General features: G+C 35.4%; 16 protein-coding genes. 1 reads left to right on the top strand and 15 read right to left on the bottom strand.

Translation table 11 applies throughout. From position 1 onward, the window contains the following. Positions 1 to 3: 3 nt before the first annotated feature. The 9 genes from polA to citZ form a co-directional block, all read right to left on the bottom strand. Positions 4 to 2,631, bottom strand: a complete 2,628-nt coding sequence (gene polA / locus EC501_RS04605; RefSeq protein ID WP_122971126.1) for a DNA polymerase I — start codon at positions 2,629 to 2,631, stop codon at positions 4 to 6. Between the two features lie 144 nt (positions 2,632 to 2,775). Next, on the bottom strand, positions 2,776 to 3,189 hold the full coding sequence (locus EC501_RS04600; protein WP_122971125.1) for a DNA polymerase I: 414 nt from the start codon (positions 3,187 to 3,189) through the stop codon (positions 2,776 to 2,778). A gap of 143 nt (positions 3,190 to 3,332) precedes the next feature. After that, positions 3,333 to 4,349, bottom strand: coding sequence for a protease modulator HflC (gene hflC / locus EC501_RS04595; RefSeq protein ID WP_122971124.1), 1,017 nt, complete (start codon positions 4,347 to 4,349; stop codon positions 3,333 to 3,335). Further along, positions 4,346 to 5,338 (bottom strand): FtsH protease activity modulator HflK, encoded by a 993-nt coding sequence (gene hflK / locus EC501_RS04590; protein WP_122971123.1) that lies wholly within the window; start codon positions 5,336 to 5,338, stop codon positions 4,346 to 4,348. Before hflK ends, hflC begins: the two co-directional genes overlap by 4 nt. A 264-nt stretch (positions 5,339 to 5,602) precedes the next feature. Further along, positions 5,603 to 7,054, bottom strand: a complete 1,452-nt coding sequence (gene pnpS, locus EC501_RS04585) for a two-component system histidine kinase PnpS (RefSeq protein ID WP_122971122.1) — start codon at positions 7,052 to 7,054, stop codon at positions 5,603 to 5,605. Beyond that, positions 7,051 to 7,764, bottom strand: coding sequence for a response regulator transcription factor (locus tag EC501_RS04580; protein ID WP_122971121.1), 714 nt, complete (start codon positions 7,762 to 7,764; stop codon positions 7,051 to 7,053). The genes pnpS and EC501_RS04580 overlap by 4 nt, the downstream gene beginning before the upstream one ends. 57 nt (positions 7,765 to 7,821) lie before the next feature. Continuing rightward, a complete protein-coding gene (locus tag EC501_RS04575; RefSeq protein WP_406927982.1) occupies positions 7,822 to 8,256 on the bottom strand; it encodes a MaoC/PaaZ C-terminal domain-containing protein in 435 nt (144 codons plus the stop codon). A gap of 339 nt (positions 8,257 to 8,595) precedes the next feature. After that, entirely contained in the window at positions 8,596 to 9,861 is a 1,266-nt protein-coding gene (gene icd / locus EC501_RS04570; RefSeq protein ID WP_122971119.1) for an NADP-dependent isocitrate dehydrogenase, read from the bottom strand. A 199-nt stretch (positions 9,862 to 10,060) separates the two neighbouring features. Further along, complete coding sequence (citZ, locus tag EC501_RS04565) at positions 10,061 to 11,176, bottom strand: citrate synthase (RefSeq protein WP_122971118.1); 1,116 nt, start codon at positions 11,174 to 11,176, stop codon at positions 10,061 to 10,063. A 251-nt stretch (positions 11,177 to 11,427) separates the two neighbouring features. On the opposite strand from citZ, the gene EC501_RS04560 reads away from it, so the two are divergent. Then, a complete protein-coding gene (locus tag EC501_RS04560; protein ID WP_122971117.1) occupies positions 11,428 to 12,396 on the top strand; it encodes an AI-2E family transporter in 969 nt (322 codons plus the stop codon). Here EC501_RS04560 and EC501_RS04555 read toward each other — a convergent pair. The 6 genes from EC501_RS04555 to EC501_RS04530 form a co-directional block, all read right to left on the bottom strand. Next, positions 12,383 to 12,772, bottom strand: a complete 390-nt coding sequence (locus EC501_RS04555; protein ID WP_122971116.1) for an FxsA family protein — start codon at positions 12,770 to 12,772, stop codon at positions 12,383 to 12,385. The two genes, EC501_RS04560 and EC501_RS04555, sit on opposite strands and share 14 nt — an antisense overlap. Before the next feature lie 151 nt (positions 12,773 to 12,923). After that, positions 12,924 to 14,684: a pyruvate kinase gene (pyk, locus tag EC501_RS04550; RefSeq protein WP_122971115.1), complete on the bottom strand. Its 1,761-nt coding sequence runs from the start codon at positions 14,682 to 14,684 to the stop codon at positions 12,924 to 12,926. 20 nt (positions 14,685 to 14,704) lie between these two features. After that, complete coding sequence (pfkA, locus tag EC501_RS04545) at positions 14,705 to 15,664, bottom strand: 6-phosphofructokinase (RefSeq protein ID WP_122971114.1); 960 nt, start codon at positions 15,662 to 15,664, stop codon at positions 14,705 to 14,707. 305 nt (positions 15,665 to 15,969) lie between these two features. Then, positions 15,970 to 16,935, bottom strand: coding sequence for an acetyl-CoA carboxylase carboxyl transferase subunit alpha (gene accA, locus EC501_RS04540; RefSeq protein WP_122971113.1), 966 nt, complete (start codon positions 16,933 to 16,935; stop codon positions 15,970 to 15,972). Continuing rightward, on the bottom strand, positions 16,928 to 17,800 hold the full coding sequence (gene accD / locus EC501_RS04535) for an acetyl-CoA carboxylase, carboxyltransferase subunit beta (protein ID WP_122971112.1): 873 nt from the start codon (positions 17,798 to 17,800) through the stop codon (positions 16,928 to 16,930). Before accD ends, accA begins: the two co-directional genes overlap by 8 nt. Further along, positions 17,790 to 18,452, bottom strand: a complete 663-nt coding sequence (locus EC501_RS04530; RefSeq protein WP_122971111.1) for a FadR/GntR family transcriptional regulator — start codon at positions 18,450 to 18,452, stop codon at positions 17,790 to 17,792. Before EC501_RS04530 ends, accD begins: the two co-directional genes overlap by 11 nt. Positions 18,453 to 18,687: the final 235 nt, after the last annotated feature.

Below are 18,687 nucleotides of genomic sequence, written 5' to 3'. Positions count from 1 at the left end.
TCCTTATTTCGCGTCGTACCATGTATGCCCGTATGAGAAATCAACTTTTAATGGGACAGCTAGCTCGATGGCATGTTCCATTACTTCTGGTACAATTCGCTCTAAAATTTCAATTTCCTCTTTCGGTGCTTCAAAAATTAATTCATCGTGCACTTGTAATAACATTTTTGTTTGTAAACCTTCTTGTTTTAAACGGGCATCCATATCAATCATTGCTTTTTTAATAATATCAGCTGCACTACCTTGGATCGGTGTATTCATAGCTGTTCGTTCAGCAAAACTGCGCAAGTTAAAGTTTCTAGATGTTATATCTGGTAAATATCGGCGACGATTTAAAATCGTTGTAACAAAGCCATTTAATTTCGCTTCTTGCACAATTCTGTCCATATATTCTTTTACACCAGGGAAACTTTGCAAATATTTATCTATAAATTCGCCAGCTTCTTTTCGTGTTATATCAAGGTTTTGAGATAAACCGTAATCACTAATTCCGTACACAATACCGAAGTTAACCGCTTTAGCTGCACGACGCATATTAGCTGTTACATCTTCCTCTGACACATGGAATACATCCATCGCTGTACGCGTATGGATATCCATACCTTGAATAAAGGCATCTACTAAATTTTCATCCTTTGACATATGGGCTAACACACGCAATTCGATTTGAGAATAGTCGGCTGCAAATAAAACCCAGCCTTCCTTTGATGGCACAAAGGCTTGTCTAATTTTTCTCCCTTCTTCTAAACGAATCGGGATATTTTGAAGGTTTGGATCCGTTGAACTTAGCCTTCCAGTAGCTGTTAGGGCTTGTTGGAATCTTGTATGAACTTTACTATCATCGCTGTGTACTTCTTTTATTAACCCTTCAATATAAGTGGATTGTAATTTAGCTAATTGACGATAATCTAATATATATTTAACGATTTTGTGTTCCGATTGGAGCTTTTCTAATACATCGGCAGCAGTGGAATAGCCTGTTTTTGTTTTCTTCACAACAGGAAGGCCTAATTTTTCAAATAAAATAACGCCTAATTGCTTCGGTGAATTAATGTTAAACTTCTCTCCTGCAAGTTCATATATTTCCTTCTCTAAAGCAGAAATTTTTTGTTCTAATTCTCCGCCCATTTTTTCCAATGTAGAAATATTCACTTTAACCCCTTCGCTTTCCATAATTCCAAGGATGGAAGCTAAAGGAAGCTCTAAATTATGATATAAGTCAAACTGTTCATTTTCTTTTAGCTTTTCTTCTACGACCGGTTGTAATGACCAAATGGCAAAGGCTTTACGACAAACATGTTCCGCCAACACTTCCATTGCTGGTACAGTCCATTTTGCTCCTTTCCCATAAATCGTTTCATTCGCTTGTACATCCGAATAGCCATATTCTTTTGCTAATGTAGCAAGATCATCGCCCGATACTGCTGGATTTACAATGTATGTCGCTAAAACTAAATCGAAGTCGACACCGCGCAATTCAATATTAATACGGTTTAAAATCGCTTGGGCCGCTTTACTATCAGACATATATTTAATCTTTGATTCATCTTCGAGCCAATTTTTAATCGTTTCATTATTTTTCATATCTTCAAAGGAGATATAAAAGTTTTTCGTTCCATCAGTGAAACCTAATCCTAAAATACGGCATGTATGATAATGTTCATTTTCCAACTCAACATGAACAGCCATAACATCCTTTAACATGTCTGGTGTCACGTCTGTTACGATGTCAAAGACTAATTCAGCCGTTTCCTTTTCTTCCATTTGGAAATCACTTTTCTCAATTAACGATTTAAAGGATAGTTCTTGCCAAACATTTAAAACTTCTTCTTCATTTGGTCCCGGATAATTTAAATCTTCCAATGAAATATCGATCGGTGCCTCAGTAAAAATAGTCGCCAGTTTCTTTGACATTTTCGCTTGTTCTTCGTTTTCCACAAGCTTTTCTTTCATTTTCGATTTTTTCATGTCATCAATTTGTTCATATAGCGCTTCTACTGAGCCATATTCCTTTAATAATTTTATGGCTGTCTTTTCGCCGACACCGGGAACACCTGGAATATTATCTGATGTATCCCCCATTAACCCTTTCATATCGATAATTTGAAGGGGAGAAAGTCCATATTTTTCTTCAATATGGCTTGGCGTATATTTTTCGATATCTGTCATCCCTTTACGGGTAATGTAGACAGTTACTTTATCTGTAGCTAATTGAGTTAAGTCTTTATCTCCGGAGACGATTATTACGTCCATATTTTCAGATTCTGCTTGTTTCGCAAGGGTGCCGATAATATCGTCTGCCTCATAAAGTTCCTTTTCGTATCGTTTAATTTGATACGCATCGATTAATTTTCGTAAATACGGGAATTGCTCAGAAAGTTCTGGTGGCGTTTTTTGACGTCCACCTTTGTATTCTCCGTACGATTCGTGACGGAAAGTCGTTTTCCCAGCATCAAAGGCAACGAGCATTTTCGTCGGTTTTTCTTCTTCCAAAATTTTTTGAAGCATCGTTGTAAAACCATAAACAGCATTCGTATGAACCCCGCTATCATTCGTTAATAACGGCAAGGCGAAAAATGCTCGATAGGCCAAACTATTTCCATCTAATAATAATAACTTTTCTTTTGTCATGTATGGGTCTCCTTCACACTTATCTCAAGAATCTCTTTATATTCATAACTTCTCTATTTTACTTTATCCTTAATAGAGCCTTTTTTCCATTATAAAACACGTATTGATACGATGACGATCAATACGTGTTATTTATGAAAAATATTAACCTTGTATTTTCGATTGTTTTGGATAAAAGAGTTCTTCGTAAATAACCGTTAGTAAAAAGGCATTCATGAAGGCAAAAACGAAGTAAAGCGGCATTCCACCTAATTCATACCCCATTAAATGGCGTCCAAACACTTCAACAAATCCAACTTGGGAAAAGAAAAAGATCATCCCTACCCCTACTTCCCATATCGGACGTTTATCTTTCCTCTTTTCAAATTTAAACACTTTTTTAAAGCTGTTTCGAACATCCTCCGCAATTCCAATCGTTAAACAAAAAACCACGATAAATACAATCGGTATATGAAAAATATTTAGTTTCATCCAAAAGTATGGAGTTGAACTAAATAAAGCGGTCATCGAACAAGACATTATAAAGGCCAGCAATACATTTTGAATCCATTTATTCATACTACTCAACGTCCATACCTCACTTTCTAGTAATTATAACTTTATTATAACAACAATAATATTATTATAAAGTAGTAAAATATGACACTATAAAAGAAAAACATCTATAAATATGGTTTCCCATACTTATAGATGTCAGTAGTTTACTCTAAATATCCCGATAACAATTTCGCATAAGGAGAATCCGATGGTAAAATAATCATTGTATCTTCACCAATCGTCTGTTTATACGACTCTAGCGTTCTATATAAAGAATAGAACTCAGGATCGACCGAAAAGGCTTTATTATAAATTTGAGCAGCTTGAGACTCCCCTTCCGCTCTAATTAAAGCGGCTTCCTTTTCAGCAGCTGCAAGTAATTCTTTCACTTGTCGGTCCGTTTGAGCTTCGATACGATTTTTATCAGCATCCCCTTCTGACAAGTATTTTTGTGCAATCGATTCCCGTTCAGAAATCATCCGTGTATAAACAGACTGTTCGTTTTCCTCAGGTAAATCGGTACGACGAATCCGTACGTCTACTACTTCAATTCCGAAATTCCCACTTACTAAAAGTTCATTTACTTTTTTCGTTACTTGTTCATTAATACTACCTCGAGATGAATTTTCATCATTAATAATTTCGTCATAATTTAATTGACCAAGCTCATTTCGAAGGACCGAATAAATGAACTCCTCCATACGAGATTCCGCATTAATTAACGTACCAGAATTGGAAATAAGCGCTTTCGGATCTGTCACTCTCCACACCGCATAGTTATCAATAATAATTCGCTTTTTGTCTAGCGTGTTAATTTCTTCTTCCGTCATATCATACGTCATTAAATTTTTCGGTAAAGTTGTAACACTTTGAATAAATGGTATTTTAAAGTTTAAACCAGGATCTTCTTCATATTTCACCACTTCACCAAATTGGCGAACGACGCGGTATTCATTTTCCTTTACAACATAAATATTGGCAATGAGTATAATGAATACAGCAAAAATGGCTGTGAATAAAATGGCTGATTTGGCAAATTGACGACCATTAATAGGTTGTTTGTTGTTTTTTTCCTTTATCACCTTTGCCGCTTCTATATCAACGACATTTTTTTTCTTTTTATTGCCAAATAAAGCTTTAATAAACTTTTCTAAATCCCCATCATATTTGTTGTTGCTCATTGTTTATCACTCCCTTCAGACGCTTCTGCTGTCGGTTCCGGTGTTTCTTCCGTTTCCTTTACAGGAGAAGTTGTTGTCGGTTGTAACGGTAAATATTTCAACGTTTCACCATCATCATTCATAATGTAAAGTTGAGTATTTGGCAGCACATTTTCCAACGTCTCGATAATTAATCGTTGACGTGTTATTTCTTGATTCCCTTTATATTCGGCATATAACTTCTTGAAAATTTCTACTTCCCCTTCAGCTTCCTGGATTCGGGCAACTTTTTCCCCCTCTGCACGGGAAATAATCGCATCCTTTTCCCCTTCTGCTTCACTTAACTTTTGGTTTTTATATTTTTCCGCTTCATTCGTTTTCGTATTTTTCGTTTCTCGGGCATCCGTTACCGCTGTAAATGCAGCACGAACTTCATCATTTGGTAATTCCACGTCTTGTAATTTAACACCTAAAATACTTACGCCTATATCATATTTTTCAATGAGGCTAACTAGCAAATTTCGCGTATCGGCTTCAACATCTGCCTTCCCATCTGTTAAAGCATCATCAATTGTAGAACTACCTATAATAGAACGAATAGCACTGGACGTTGCATTATGTAATATTTGTTTTGGATTTTCTGCATTAAATAAATATTTTTCTGGATCTGTAATTTTCCACTGAACGACTAAGTCTGTTAAGACGATGTTTTCATCACCTGTTATCATTTTCGTTTCATCATCGTATGCCTCAATTTCGCCATCTTCATTTTGTTCATAGCCGAATTGTAAACTGTATGTTTCCTTTGATAGAACTTCAACCTTTTGTATTGGCCACGGCATTTTAAAATGAAGACCTGAATCTGTTATTGTTTCATCTGCATTACCAAATGTAATAACAACCGCTTGTTCCGATTCGTCCACTGTATACCAAGAAGTGAACACAACGACTAAAGCGACTGCGGATAGCAGAATTAGACCTGTTAATAATAACGTTCGCTTTACACTCATTTATAATCCCCCTTATTTTCTAAAGGTGTATCATGAACCTTTAGTTAATTTACGGACGATTATGTAAAAAGTTTCAATAAAAGTACTTGTTTTCCCCTTTAAAACAACGTATGAAAACAAAAAAATGCCCCAACAAATTGGGACACTTCCTTCAGGGACTTCTTATGAACTTAAGCTAATTACTAAATTTGAAATAGGGGGGTTTCTGTTAATCATCATATCGTTCGAATATGAATTTACAATAACAGTTTTGTAAATAAATTGTTAATTACTCTTTTTAAGAGGAATATACACTTTCATACACGTACCTTTCCCTACTTCACTTTCCACATTTATTTTCCCGAAATGGGCTTCAATTAAATGCTTAACGATGGCAAGGCCTAACCCAGTGCCGCCCGAATTACGACTACGAGCTTTATCCACTCGGTAAAACCGTTCAAAAATACGGGCTATTTCATTTTTTTCAATACCCATTCCTTGGTCTTCTACTTCCACAATACCATACTCTTCATTTTCCTTTATTCGAAGGGTAACGGTAGTATTTTCAGGAGAATAAGTGATGGAATTAGCAATTAGATTTGTAAATATTTGAATTAGGCGATTGAAATCACCCATAACTGTAACATCTCGAACAATATCTACGTCAAATTGCATATTTTTTTCATCTAAACGCGGACTAGTCAATTCAACAGAACGTATTAAAACCTCTTGTAAACTCGTCGGCATAAGATTAACAGAAAATCCATGCTGTTCAATTTTCGATAACTCTAATAAGTCTTGAATTAACATTTGTAGACGATTACTTTCTTGATGAATAATGTCTAAAAAGGAAAGAAGCATTTTTTCATCTTTAAAAGCACCATCTAAAAGGGTTTCAGAAAAGCCTTTAATCGATGTAATTGGTGTTCTTAATTCGTGGGAAACGTTCGCAACAAAGTCTTTTCGAATTTGTTCCAGTCGAATTAGCTCCGATATATCATGCATTACGATGACAACACCTAACCATCGGCCATGTTCACCTACTACCGGTGCACCGTAAACTTGTTTATATTGGATCTCTTGATGAACGACTACTTCCACTTGTTTTCTGTAAGGCAACTCAGTTAAAAAAACATGGTCTATAAACTTTTCTAATTCTTCCGGCAAACCTAACGTTAAAAAGTTTCGACCTTTTACTTCTTCAATGTTTAAATCAAAACCATTTAAAAATTGACGGTTAACAATTGATACGGTCGCCTCCCGATCAATCATAATGAGAGCACTACCCATATTTTCAATCAATGTGTTTAACCGCTCTTCTTCAATTTCCCGAGTTTTTTCAATTTCTTGAAGGTTCCTTGCTAAACTATTGATAGAATTTCTTAGTTCTACAATGCTCTTTGGACCTACTGCATAAGCGCGCGCACGGTAATTTCCTTTTGTTAACTCACGAGCAGTTTGCGTAATATTTTCAACTGGATCTAACAAATTTCGAATTAAATAACTAGCAACGCAGCCTATTAATACTAATGAAACGAGCAATAAGAAAGTAATAATATAATTAAAATGCCTACTAATGTAGGCTATTTCCTCTTTATTTAAATCGATATTCGTTTCCGTTGAAAAGTTTTGAATAAAAAAAGGGAATAGCTGACCTAAAACGAAGCCAAGGACAGCTAAAATTGAACCGGTTAATATAATAAAAATCACAAATAATCGGTTACGATAGGAATTCATAGATTTTTTGGCTCCTCGAATTTATATCCAATCCCTCTAATCGTTTTAATAAACTTCGGTTTTCGGCTATTTTCCTCGATTTTGTCTCGTAAATGACTAATATGTACGTCGACAATTCGAGTATCTCCAGCAAAATCATAGTTCCAAACAGCACTCAACAGCTGATCTCTCGTTAACACACGGTTTTTGTTTTCTAATAAATATACGAGTAATTCGAATTCTTTTGGTGTGAATTCTAAAGGCTCGTCGTCTAAAAGTGCTTCAAAACGGTTTGGATAAACTTGTAATTTACCATATTGATAAACGGTATTTTCAGGTTCATCTTGATCTTGATGTTGCATAGGTGTAAAACGACGTAAAACCGCCTTTACTCGTGCAACAACTTCACGTGGACTAAATGGCTTCGTCATATAATCGTCAGCACCTAGCTCCAATCCTAACACTTTATCGAATTCATCATCACGAGCAGTTAACATAATGATCGGAATATTTCGCTTTTGACTGCGTAATTCTTTACATACTTCCATACCATCCATCGTCGGTAACATTAAATCTAATAATATTAAATCTGGTGAATGTTCGATTGCCATATCTAGTCCTACTTTTCCATCATGGGCAAGTAGCACTTCATATCCTACCCGTTCTAAATTGTACTTTAATAAAGTTGCAATTGATACTTCATCTTCTACCACTAAAATTGTTTTTGACATAAAGAACCTCCAACGTCGATTTGAAACCCCCATTTCAAATCAGTAAGCCACACTTCACTAATGGGGAGGCAATACTTTTATAACTCCTTCTAATACCTGTACATTTTTATCTTTAGAAGCATTTACATAAATATCTACTACATTTTGGGTAATATCAATATGATGAACTTCTAATAAGATTTCTATCGTTTCGTTATGATAGACCGGTTCCAAATAAATTAAATTTTGTTCACGAACATGGGAACCAGGACCAGGCATATGTTTCGATATAGCAGAAGTAATGATTCCATTTAACATGATTGTCGGTACAATCGGCTTTTTAAATGGTGTTTCAAGAGCATAATCATGTTGAATATAGAGTGGATTACTGTCATTTGTTAAGCCTAAATATAAAAGTAAATCTTTATCCTCGATTTTTTCAGTTATTTGTAACTTTTCGCCAACAGTAATTTCATCAATTTTCTTTCCAAGTTTTATACCCTTCCGTAGCAGCAATTAAGCAACCCCTTTATAGTGAGATTAATTTCATAGTATCAATTATTTCAGAAAATAACAATATTATATGGAAAGTTGAAGTTGATCAGAACATTTCAAAAATATGCCTTTTCGACAAACATGCTACTTTAGAATGAGAAGAGAAAATGTAATAAATCGGATGTGATAAAATAGGAGACTTATTAAATCCTTATTATATAGGAGTTTACCCCCTTATTGACAAAATTCTGAACTAAAATAAATAAGGGTAGCTATTCGTGCATAAAGTAAATGAATACTACTTTATACACAAAAGCTACCCAATTATTCATATTGTTAGAAATCGCTTATGGAGAATTAAAGGTTTTTAATTAATTCATTAGCGAATTCAGAACATTTCACTTCTGTTGCACCGTCCATTAAACGAGCAAAGTCATAAGTTACAACTTTAGAAGCGATTGTTTTTTCAACAGATGCAGTCACTAAGTCTGCAGCTTCTTGCCATCCTAAGTGTTCAAGCATTAGTACACCTGAAAGTAATACTGAAGATGGGTTTACTTTATCTAATCCAGCATATTTAGGAGCTGTACCGTGTGTTGCTTCGAAGATTGCATGTCCAGTTACATAGTTAATGTTAGCTCCTGGTGCAATACCGATACCACCAACTTGCGCAGCTAATGCATCAGAAATATAGTCACCATTTAAGTTCATTGTAGCAACTACGTCGAACTCTTTTGGACGAGTTAAAATTTGTTGTAAGAAGATATCAGCGATAGAATCTTTAATGATTACTTTACCAGCAGCTACAGCTTCGTCTTGAGCTTTGTTAGCAGCTTCTACACCTTCAGCTTCTTTAATTCTGTCATATTGATCCCAAGTGAATACTTTATCGCCATATTCACGTTCAGCTAAAGCGTAACCCCATTGTTTGAATCCACCTTCAGTGAATTTCATGATGTTACCTTTGTGAACTAATGTTACAGATGGACGGTTATGTTTAATAGCGTACTCAATTGCAGCACGTACTAAACGTTCAGTACCTTCAACTGAAACTGGTTTAATACCGATACCAGAAGTTTCTGGGAAGCGGATTTTGTTAACACCCATTTCTTCTTTTAAGAAGTTAATTACTTTTTTCACTTCTTCTGAACCTTGAGCATATTCAATACCAGCGTAAATATCTTCTGTATTTTCACGGAAGATAACCATATCTACATCTTCTGGATGTTTTACTGGAGAAGGAACACCTTCGAAGTGACGTACAGGACGTAAACATACATATAAATCAAGTTGTTGACGTAATGCTACGTTTAGAGAACGAATACCGCCACCAATTGGAGTTGTAAGAGGTCCTTTAATAGCGATTAAGTATTCATTGATTTTATCTAAAGTTTCTTGTGGTAACCATTCACCAGTTTGGTTGAATGCTTTTTCACCAGCAAGTACTTCTAACCATTCAATTTTCTTTTCACCGTTGTATGCTTTTTCAACAGCTGCATCGATTACACGAGATGCTGCAGCCCAAATATCAGGACCAATTCCGTCACCTTCGATGAAAGGGATTGTTGGGTTATTTGGTACTTTAAGTACACCGTTTTCTACTACAATTTTACCGTTAGTCATGAATGTTGCCTCCTAAATTCATAAGTCTAGAACCGTATTTGATCAATTACACCTTAGGTAACTAATTCAGATTTCATATCTTAAATCGATAAAAAATCTGTAACACCCACAGGAGCCAATTGCCATAAATTAGTCGGTAACATACCGACTAATTTATGAAAAATACAGTCCTAGACAATTTTAGCATATTTTTATAAAATTATCGCTCATCAATTGGGACATATTTTTGCATTCCAGGTCCAATATATTCTGCACGAGGACGAATTAAACGATTGTTCGCATATTGTTCTAAAATATGTGCAATCCATCCAGATGTACGAGAAACTGCAAAAATTGGTGTGAATAAATCATGTTCAATTCCTAATGAATCATATACAGATGCAGAGAAGAAGTCTACGTTTGCAGGAAGACCTTTTTGTCCAACAATCATGTCATGAATTTTCACGGACATTTCATATAATTCTGGTTTACCAGTTAATTTTGTTAATTTTTCGCTCATTACACGTAAATGTTTCGCACGTGGATCACCTTTACGATATACGCGGTGACCGAAGCCCATAATTTTTTCTTTGTTATCTAATTTATTTTGAATATAAGATTCAACGTTTTCGATAGAACCGATTTCAGATAACATTTTCATTACTTGCTCGTTAGCACCACCGTGTAAAGGACCTTTTAATGCGCCGATTGCAGATGTAATACCAGAATAAATATCTGATAAAGTAGCTACACAAACACGAGCAGTGAATGTTGAAGCGTTTAATTCATGGTCAGCATGTAAAACTAACGCTTTGTTGAATGCTTCTACTTCAATCGGTGCTGGTTCTTTACCGTGTAACATATATAAGAAGTTAGCAGCATATCCTAATTCAGGTTTTGGTGCAATTGGTTCTAATCCTTTACGGATACGAGAGAAACCAGTTACTACAGTTGCAATTTTAGCTTGTAGGCGAATTGCTTTACGGTAGTTCGCTTCTGGAGACATGTCGTCCGCTTCTTCGTCATATACACCTAATAAAGATACGGCTGAACGAAGAGCTGCCATTGGGTGTACTGTTTGTAATGGATAAGATTTGAATTGATCGAAGATTGCTTGAGGTACTTCAGCATTTTCAGCTAGAGCCTTTGTTAACTCGGCAAGTTCATCTGCTTTTGGTAGACGAGTGTGCCAAAGTAAGTAAACAACCTCTTCAAATGTAGCATTTTCAGTTAAATCATCAATGTCGTATCCAACATATGTAAGTGTGTCGTCGATAATTGAACTGATTTTTGACTCTGCAGCTACAATACCTTCTAAACCACGTGTTGCTGTCATAAAAAATCGCTCCTTCTTAATATTATTAGTTTGTAAGTGCTTTCTTTCTTTTCTATATAGCACCTAAATGTTCTGCTCATATGAACCTATAAGTAAATCGCTTACACGACTATTATAATAAATTTTGACGGCTTTGTGAATGAAATTAGATGAAATTAAGAAAAAATTGATTAGGGAAAGGAAAAAAGGATTAAAAGAGAAAAAATTGAGTTGAACGAGATTAGATATTACATAAATTGAGGTGGATTACTTTGCAAACGAACAAAATCAATACTTTTCCGTTTAAAAATAACATAAAATATTTAGTTTTAATTGTTTATTTTATCCTTTTATGGTTAATATTACCTGTTTCTTTAGCAATCTTTTTCGGATATTTTTTATATCCCGTCATCAACTTTTGTCATAAGCGATTAAAAATACCATACATATTAAGTGCTATCCTTATATCTATATTAATCTTCATGGCAACATATTCATTTTTTTATATTACCGTTCAAAGCATCATCTCTATTTATCCTGAATTAAAGGTACAAGTCGAAAACTTAGATATTTTAAATTCGGGAAATCATATTATGTTAGAGACGATTTTTAATAAGTCCCTATCCTATATTGACACTGCTATAATGGGACTAGCTAATATTTTACAAGATATTTTATCTTATATTATTGAGTTATTTATTTTCTTAGTAGCCTTTTTCTTTTCTATATTTGAATCGAAGAAAAATCGATTATGGTTTTTTATATATGTTCCGAAACAATACCGGGAAGAATGGAAGAATTATTTTAAAAAAGCAACAAGTCTTTTTGGCTATTTCATTTACGTAGAATTTCAGTTATTTGTTATTACATTCATTTTATTAAGTTGTGGACTGGCTTTGTTACAATTTGAAAATCCGATTAATAAATCCTTTTTAATTTCATTAGCTGATGCTCTACCATTCTTTGGGATAGGACTATTTCTTATTCCGATCGCTATTTATTTCTTTTCAATCGGCGAAAAATATTTATGCTTTGCTCTGATCATTTTATATATTTTCATTCAAATAACACGACAAATTGCAGAATCTTTATTGTGGGCATCTACCTTCCACTTGCGAACGGTCCACACTTTCTTTATAAGCGCAGCCTCCATTCTCCTATTTGGCTTTTACGGAATATTACTTAGCCCGTTTCTACTATTAATTGCTGTTAAATATAAGCAAAAATCTATCTACGAATAATGAAGACTTGTCCATTTCTCATTCTTTTCCGCAACCATAAATAAATAGCCGGTTTAAACCACTTTCTTGTAAATGGAATGACCAATAAAAAGCCTAAAAGGTCTGTTAGAAATCCTGGTAATACTAATAAAATTCCACCTATAAAGATTAAAAAGGTATCAATCATCGCATGTCCAGGTGGTTCACCTACAGATAAACTATTTTGTATATTTTGCACGGACTGAAGACCTTGTTTTTTTGCAACAGTAATACCGATGATACTTGTTAAAATGATCAACAATAATGTGTTAAAGACACCTATTCCTTTTCCAACTAATATAAAAATAGCAATTTCCAATAAACCGATTGCTATAATAAAACCTAATATCTTTCTCAAAATAATAACCCTCCATTTTAAAGAGTATTCTTCTTTCTTATACGATTCATTCTATTAAAAGTTTCATCTCCCCCCATTCTTTATCATTTTAAAAAGGAGAACATCTCTCCGTTTGAGATGCTCTCCTTTCATTTAATCGATTCATTAATCTTTAAAGAACACTAGCATGCCCTTTATAAATAACACCTGTTTCTGCATCCATTGTAATCTCTTGACCGTGTTTAATAATCGTTGTTGCCTCTTTAACCCCTACGATAACAGGAATGCCTAGACTTAAACCGACAACTGCTGCATGGCTTGTTAGGCCACCTTCCTCCGTAATAATTCCTGCACATTTTTCAATATTTGGCATCATTTCGCGATCCGTACCAACAGTGACTAATATTTTCCCTTCCGTATTGTAGCTTTTTGCCTCATCTGCGTTTTTCACAACAACCGCATTTCCTACAACGGATAATTTACCAACACCTTGGCCTCTCGCTAACAAGTCACCAATTACATGGACTTTCATTAAGTTCGTTGTACCTGCTTCACCCACTGGAACACCAGCTGTAATAATTACTACATCCCCATGATCAACAAACTGATGCTTCAATGATGCGTCAACAGCTAACTCTAACACTTCATCTGTTGTGGACACTTTTGGTGTCACAATTGGTGTTACACCCCAAACTAGAGTTAATTTTTGAGCTGTTGATTTAATATTTGTAATGGCAATAATCGAAACACCAGGACGGTATTTTGCAATCATTCTAGCAGTAGTTCCGCTAGCTGTTGGTGCAAGAACCGCTTTTACTCCTAAATTAATGGACGTATAAGCAACCGCTTGTGAAAGGGCTTCTGTCATTGTAGAGCCTTTTTCTTTGCTACGAGTTGTAACAATGTTGCGATAATCTAATGAGTTTTCTGTATACTCGGCAATGTTATTCATAGTACGGACAGATTCTACAGGATATAGACCTGCTGCTGTCTCGCCAGAAAGCATTATCGCATCTGTACCATCAATAATCGCGTTGGCAACATCGCTTGCCTCTGCCCGTGTTGGACGTGGATTACGTTGCATAGAATCTAACATTTGTGTTGCAGTAATAACCGGTTTACCAACTAAGTTACATTTTTTAATTAACGATTTTTGTACTAGTGGTACGACTTCTGCAGGAATTTCTACACCTAAGTCACCGCGGGCAACCATTAAACCATCGGATACTTCGATAATTTCATCAATATTATCGACCCCTTCTTGGTTTTCAATTTTAGGGATAATTTGAATATGGCTACCACCGTTTTGTTCAAGTAATTCTCGAATTTCAAGAACATCTTTTGGCGTACGAACGAAGGAAGCAGCAATAAAGTCGACTCCTTGTTCAATACCAAATAAAATATCTTGCGCATCCTTTTCTGTAATACCAGGTAGTTTTACAGAAACACCAGGAACGTTTACACCTTTTTTATTTTTTAGCACACCCGCATTTTCAACAATCGTATGGATTAATCCCTCTTCCATATCCTTCGCTAAAACACGAAGTTCAATTAAACCGTCATCTAAAAGAATTTTGTCATTTTGGTTTACATCTTCAATTAACTGATCATAAGTAACCGAAAAACGTTTTTCATTTCCTACTACTTCCGTCATGGAAATATCGATGACTTGTCCTTGTGTTAAATGTAATTCACCATTTTCCATTGTATGGGTACGGATCTCAGGACCTTTCGTATCAAGTAAAATCCCTACTGTTTTCCCTAACTTTTCAGCAACATCACGAATCGTTGCAATTCTTACAGCATGCTCTTCATGACTACCATGGGAAAAATTCAACCTTGCAACGTTCATACCAGCATTCATTAATTCTGCAAGGATTTCTGGTGATTCACTTGCTGGACCGATTGTACATACAATTTTTGTTTTTCTCATATTATTCTCTCCGTTTTTTATTATATTGACAGTTCTTTTGATAATGAATATAACGAAAGATCTGCTTTATGTTTTTTTGTAAATGCATCTTCTAAATCATAATCATATACTTGATGATTTTTTATACCTACTGCTCGTCCACCTTTGCCCTCCAGTAATACTTCCACTGCCTTTGCACCAAGGCGGCCAGCTAAAACCCGATCTCGAGCAGAAGGCGAACCTCCCCGTTGGATATGTCCTAATACAGAAACTCTCGTTGTAATATTTCCCTTTTCTTTCAAAAGTTTTGCTAGTTCATTTCCTGACATTACACCTTCAGCAACAATAATAATACTATGTTTTTTGCCTCGGGAAACACCGTGCTGTATTCTACTAATGATATCATCGATGTCATACTCTTCTTCAGGTATTAATATTGATTCAGCACCTGCAGCTAGCCCTGCCCATAAGGCAATATCCCCAGCATCCCTTCCCATTACTTCCACAACAAAGGAATTTTCATGACTCGTTGCAGTATCTCGAATTTTATCTATCGATTCGATAACGGTATTTAATGCTGTATCAAAACCAATTGTATATTCGGTACCAGGTATGTCATTATCAATTGTTCCTGGTACGCCAACACAAGGAAATCCTTTTTTAGTTAGAGCCAATGCACCGCGATAAGAACCATCTCCCCCTATTACAACAAGACCTTCTACGCCCGCTTCCCTCATTTTTTCAATACCTTGTAGTTGATATCGTTCTTCTTTAAATTGTGGACAACGAGAAGAAAACAACTTCGTCCCTCCTCGTTGGATGATGCCTCCAACAGAACCTAAATCTAACAGTTCCATTCTACCTTCAATAAAGCCTTCATATCCATGATAAATCCCCATGACATCAACACCATGGAAGTTTGCTTTACGAACGACCGCACGGATAGCTGCATTCATTCCAGGTGAATCTCCCCCACTTGTTAAAACGGCTATTCTCCTCATCGTTCTTAAACCTCCTAATATTTCCTCATATTAAACACATTAGCATAAAATGAAGACATTGTAATTATTCAAAGCTACTTATAACGATACTTTTACAAAATAGCAAATTATTACGAAACAAGATGGAATTTTTATCAAAATTTAAGAAAAATAACGATTCATACTTTTATTTTACCCTTATTACAAAAAAACGACAAAACCCATTTTGGATTTTGTCATTTTTATTTCAGACGAGCTCTTTCCAACCATATAAAGTATGGAAATGAAAATGAAATTTATTCATGAAAAGCGCAAACGCTTTTTGATTATACTTCGTCTTCTTCTTTAAACTGACCGATTTTTCGAAACTTTTTATAACGATCTTCGATTAATTCTTCTTCCGATAATACATTTAATTCTGCTAATGCCTTTTCTAGACATTCTTTTAATGATGTTGCTTGAACGTGAATATCCCGATGCGCTCCCCCTGCGACTTCCGGAACAATATCATCAATAATGTCCATATTTTTCAAATCATATGCAGTGATTTTCATCGCTTCTGCTGCTTGTTTTGCTAAAGCTGCATCTTTCCATAAAATCGATGCTGCCCCTTCTGGAGAAATAACAGAGTACGTAGAGTTTTCAAGCATATAAATTTTATTAGCTACCCCTAAAGCTAATGCTCCTCCACTTCCCCCTTCACCAATAACGATACTAATAACGGGTACTTTAAGTCCTGCCATTTCAACTAGATTTTTTGCTATAGCTTCACTTTGTCCGCGCTCTTCTGCTGCTTTCCCAGGATAAGCACCTTTCGTATCGATGAAACAAATAATTGGTCGTTTAAATTTTTCCGCTTGCTTCATTAAACGTAAAGCTTTTCGGTATCCTTCTGGGTGGGGCATCCCGAAATTTCTTCGAATATTTTCTTTTGTAGTTTTCCCCCGTTGGTGACCGATAACTGTTATCGGTTGTCCATTAAAACTTGCTATTCCCCCAACGATTGCTTCATCATCCCCATAGAAACGATCGCCATGTAACTCGATAAAATCTTCAAAAATTTCTTCTATATAATCCATTGTCGTTGGACGTTGGGCATGTCTTGCAACTTGTACCCGATCCCAAGGCTCCATATTAGAATAAATTTGCGTTTCTAATTGTTTTAGTCTTGTTTCTAACGTTACAATTTCATCAGACATATCCACATCTGCATTTTTAGCGATTTCTTTTAATTCATCAATCTTTTCTCGAAGTTTTACAATAGGTTCTTCAAACGCCATTGATTTAGACATGAGATATGCCTCCTTTACGATGTAATCTCACAACTGTTGCAAGTTTATCGCGCATTTCTTTTCTATGGAAAATCGCGTCCAATTGTCCATGGGCAAGTAAAAATTCTGCCGTTTGGAAATCATCCGGTAATTTTTCGCGAACAGTTTGTTCAATAACCCTTCTACCTGCAAATCCTATTAATGCTTGGGGTTCTGCAATATTTAAATCACCTACAGAAGCAAAACTTGCAGAAACTCCACCAGTTGTAGGATGGGTCATAACGGATATGAATAACAATCCTTGATCACTATGTCGTTTTAAAGCAACACTCGTTTTCGCCATTTGCATAAGGGAAAGAACCCCTTCTTGCATACGCGCACCGCCACTAGCTGTGAAAATAATGAATGGTACTTGCAATTCTGTTGCTTTCTCAATTGCGCGAGTAATTTTTTCACCAACGACTGAACCCATTGAACCCATACGGAAATGGGAGTCCATTATAGCGACAACAACTTGTTCCCCTTTAACACTTCCTTTTCCCGTTAAAACAGCTTCATTCAATCCTGTTTTTTGAGAATCGATTTCGATTTTCTCTAAATAGGATGGAAACTTTAATGGATTGGAAGTTCGAATGTTGTCATCAAAGGCTTCAAATGTCCCTTCGTCAATAAATATAGATACGCGTTCCCAAGCGGTCATTTTATAATGATAATCACAATTTGGACAAACCTTTAAATTCTGTTCTAATTCCTTTGTTAAATAAATTTTTTTACATTCAGGACATTTTGTCATTAAATCTGCGGGAAAGGAGTTCTCTTTGTTACGATCTACAATGACACCTTTTTGTTTCTTTTTGTTAATCGATAATAAACTTTTAATTGCCACTGCTTTTCCCCCTTAATTTTTTTAAGTAACGAATCCAATCATCGTATGCTTCCAATGCTTCCTTTTCATAGCCTAGTTGCAATGATTTTAAAAGAATTTGTAGCATCGTTTTTTCTTCTTCTGTTGTCGTTTTCTTTAATGGTGTTGCACTATATGCCGCGAGTTGTATCCAAATTTTTAAAGCTAATCGATTACCAGAAGCGATTATGAGTTCCCTCAATAAATGATCTCGTACTACTTCATGTTCCACTTCTAGTTTCATGAACAAACTTTCCCAAACAGGTAAACTTCTTAAAGATTGATTCGAACAAATAATGCGAATTGCTTCCTTTTCATGCATCCTTCTTGTCGTGTGGACATCTTCCACCGCTTTATTTTCTTGTAATATAAAGGACGCTAATATTTCGACCAATTGATTCGAATGGATGGAAGCTAAAAATGTACCTCCTCCATGTCTCGTTTCAATAAGTCCAAGCAATTCTAAACTTCGCAATGCTTCTCTTACAGATGAACGACCAACATTCAACCTTTCAGATAACACACGTTCTGATGGAAGTTTTTCTCCTGGCTGAATCCCCTCGTGTTTAATTAACTCTCTCAGCTGTTTGACAATCTCTAAAAATACTTTTTTGTTTTCCTGTTTTTTATCCATAAGCACCTCGCAAGACAATAGGAACTAAAAAAAGACACTATCGTTCAATATTATCAATTACGCCTTACGTAATTGCGTCCAGATTTTGGACTTATGCTTGTCACATAAGTCTACCCCTTGACAAAATCTGTAAACTCCCGTTTATACGTTTAACATGGGACCAATTAATGAATGGGCATTGTTAAACTAAATCACATAACAAACATAAAGTGGTCTGACCACTTTTAACCTATCC

This window comes from Lysinibacillus halotolerans, assembly GCF_003711845.1.
In the GTDB taxonomy this organism is placed as follows: domain Bacteria; phylum Bacillota; class Bacilli; order Bacillales_A; family Planococcaceae; genus Ureibacillus; species Ureibacillus halotolerans.
This window is presented reverse-complemented; position numbering and strand designations above follow the sequence as displayed.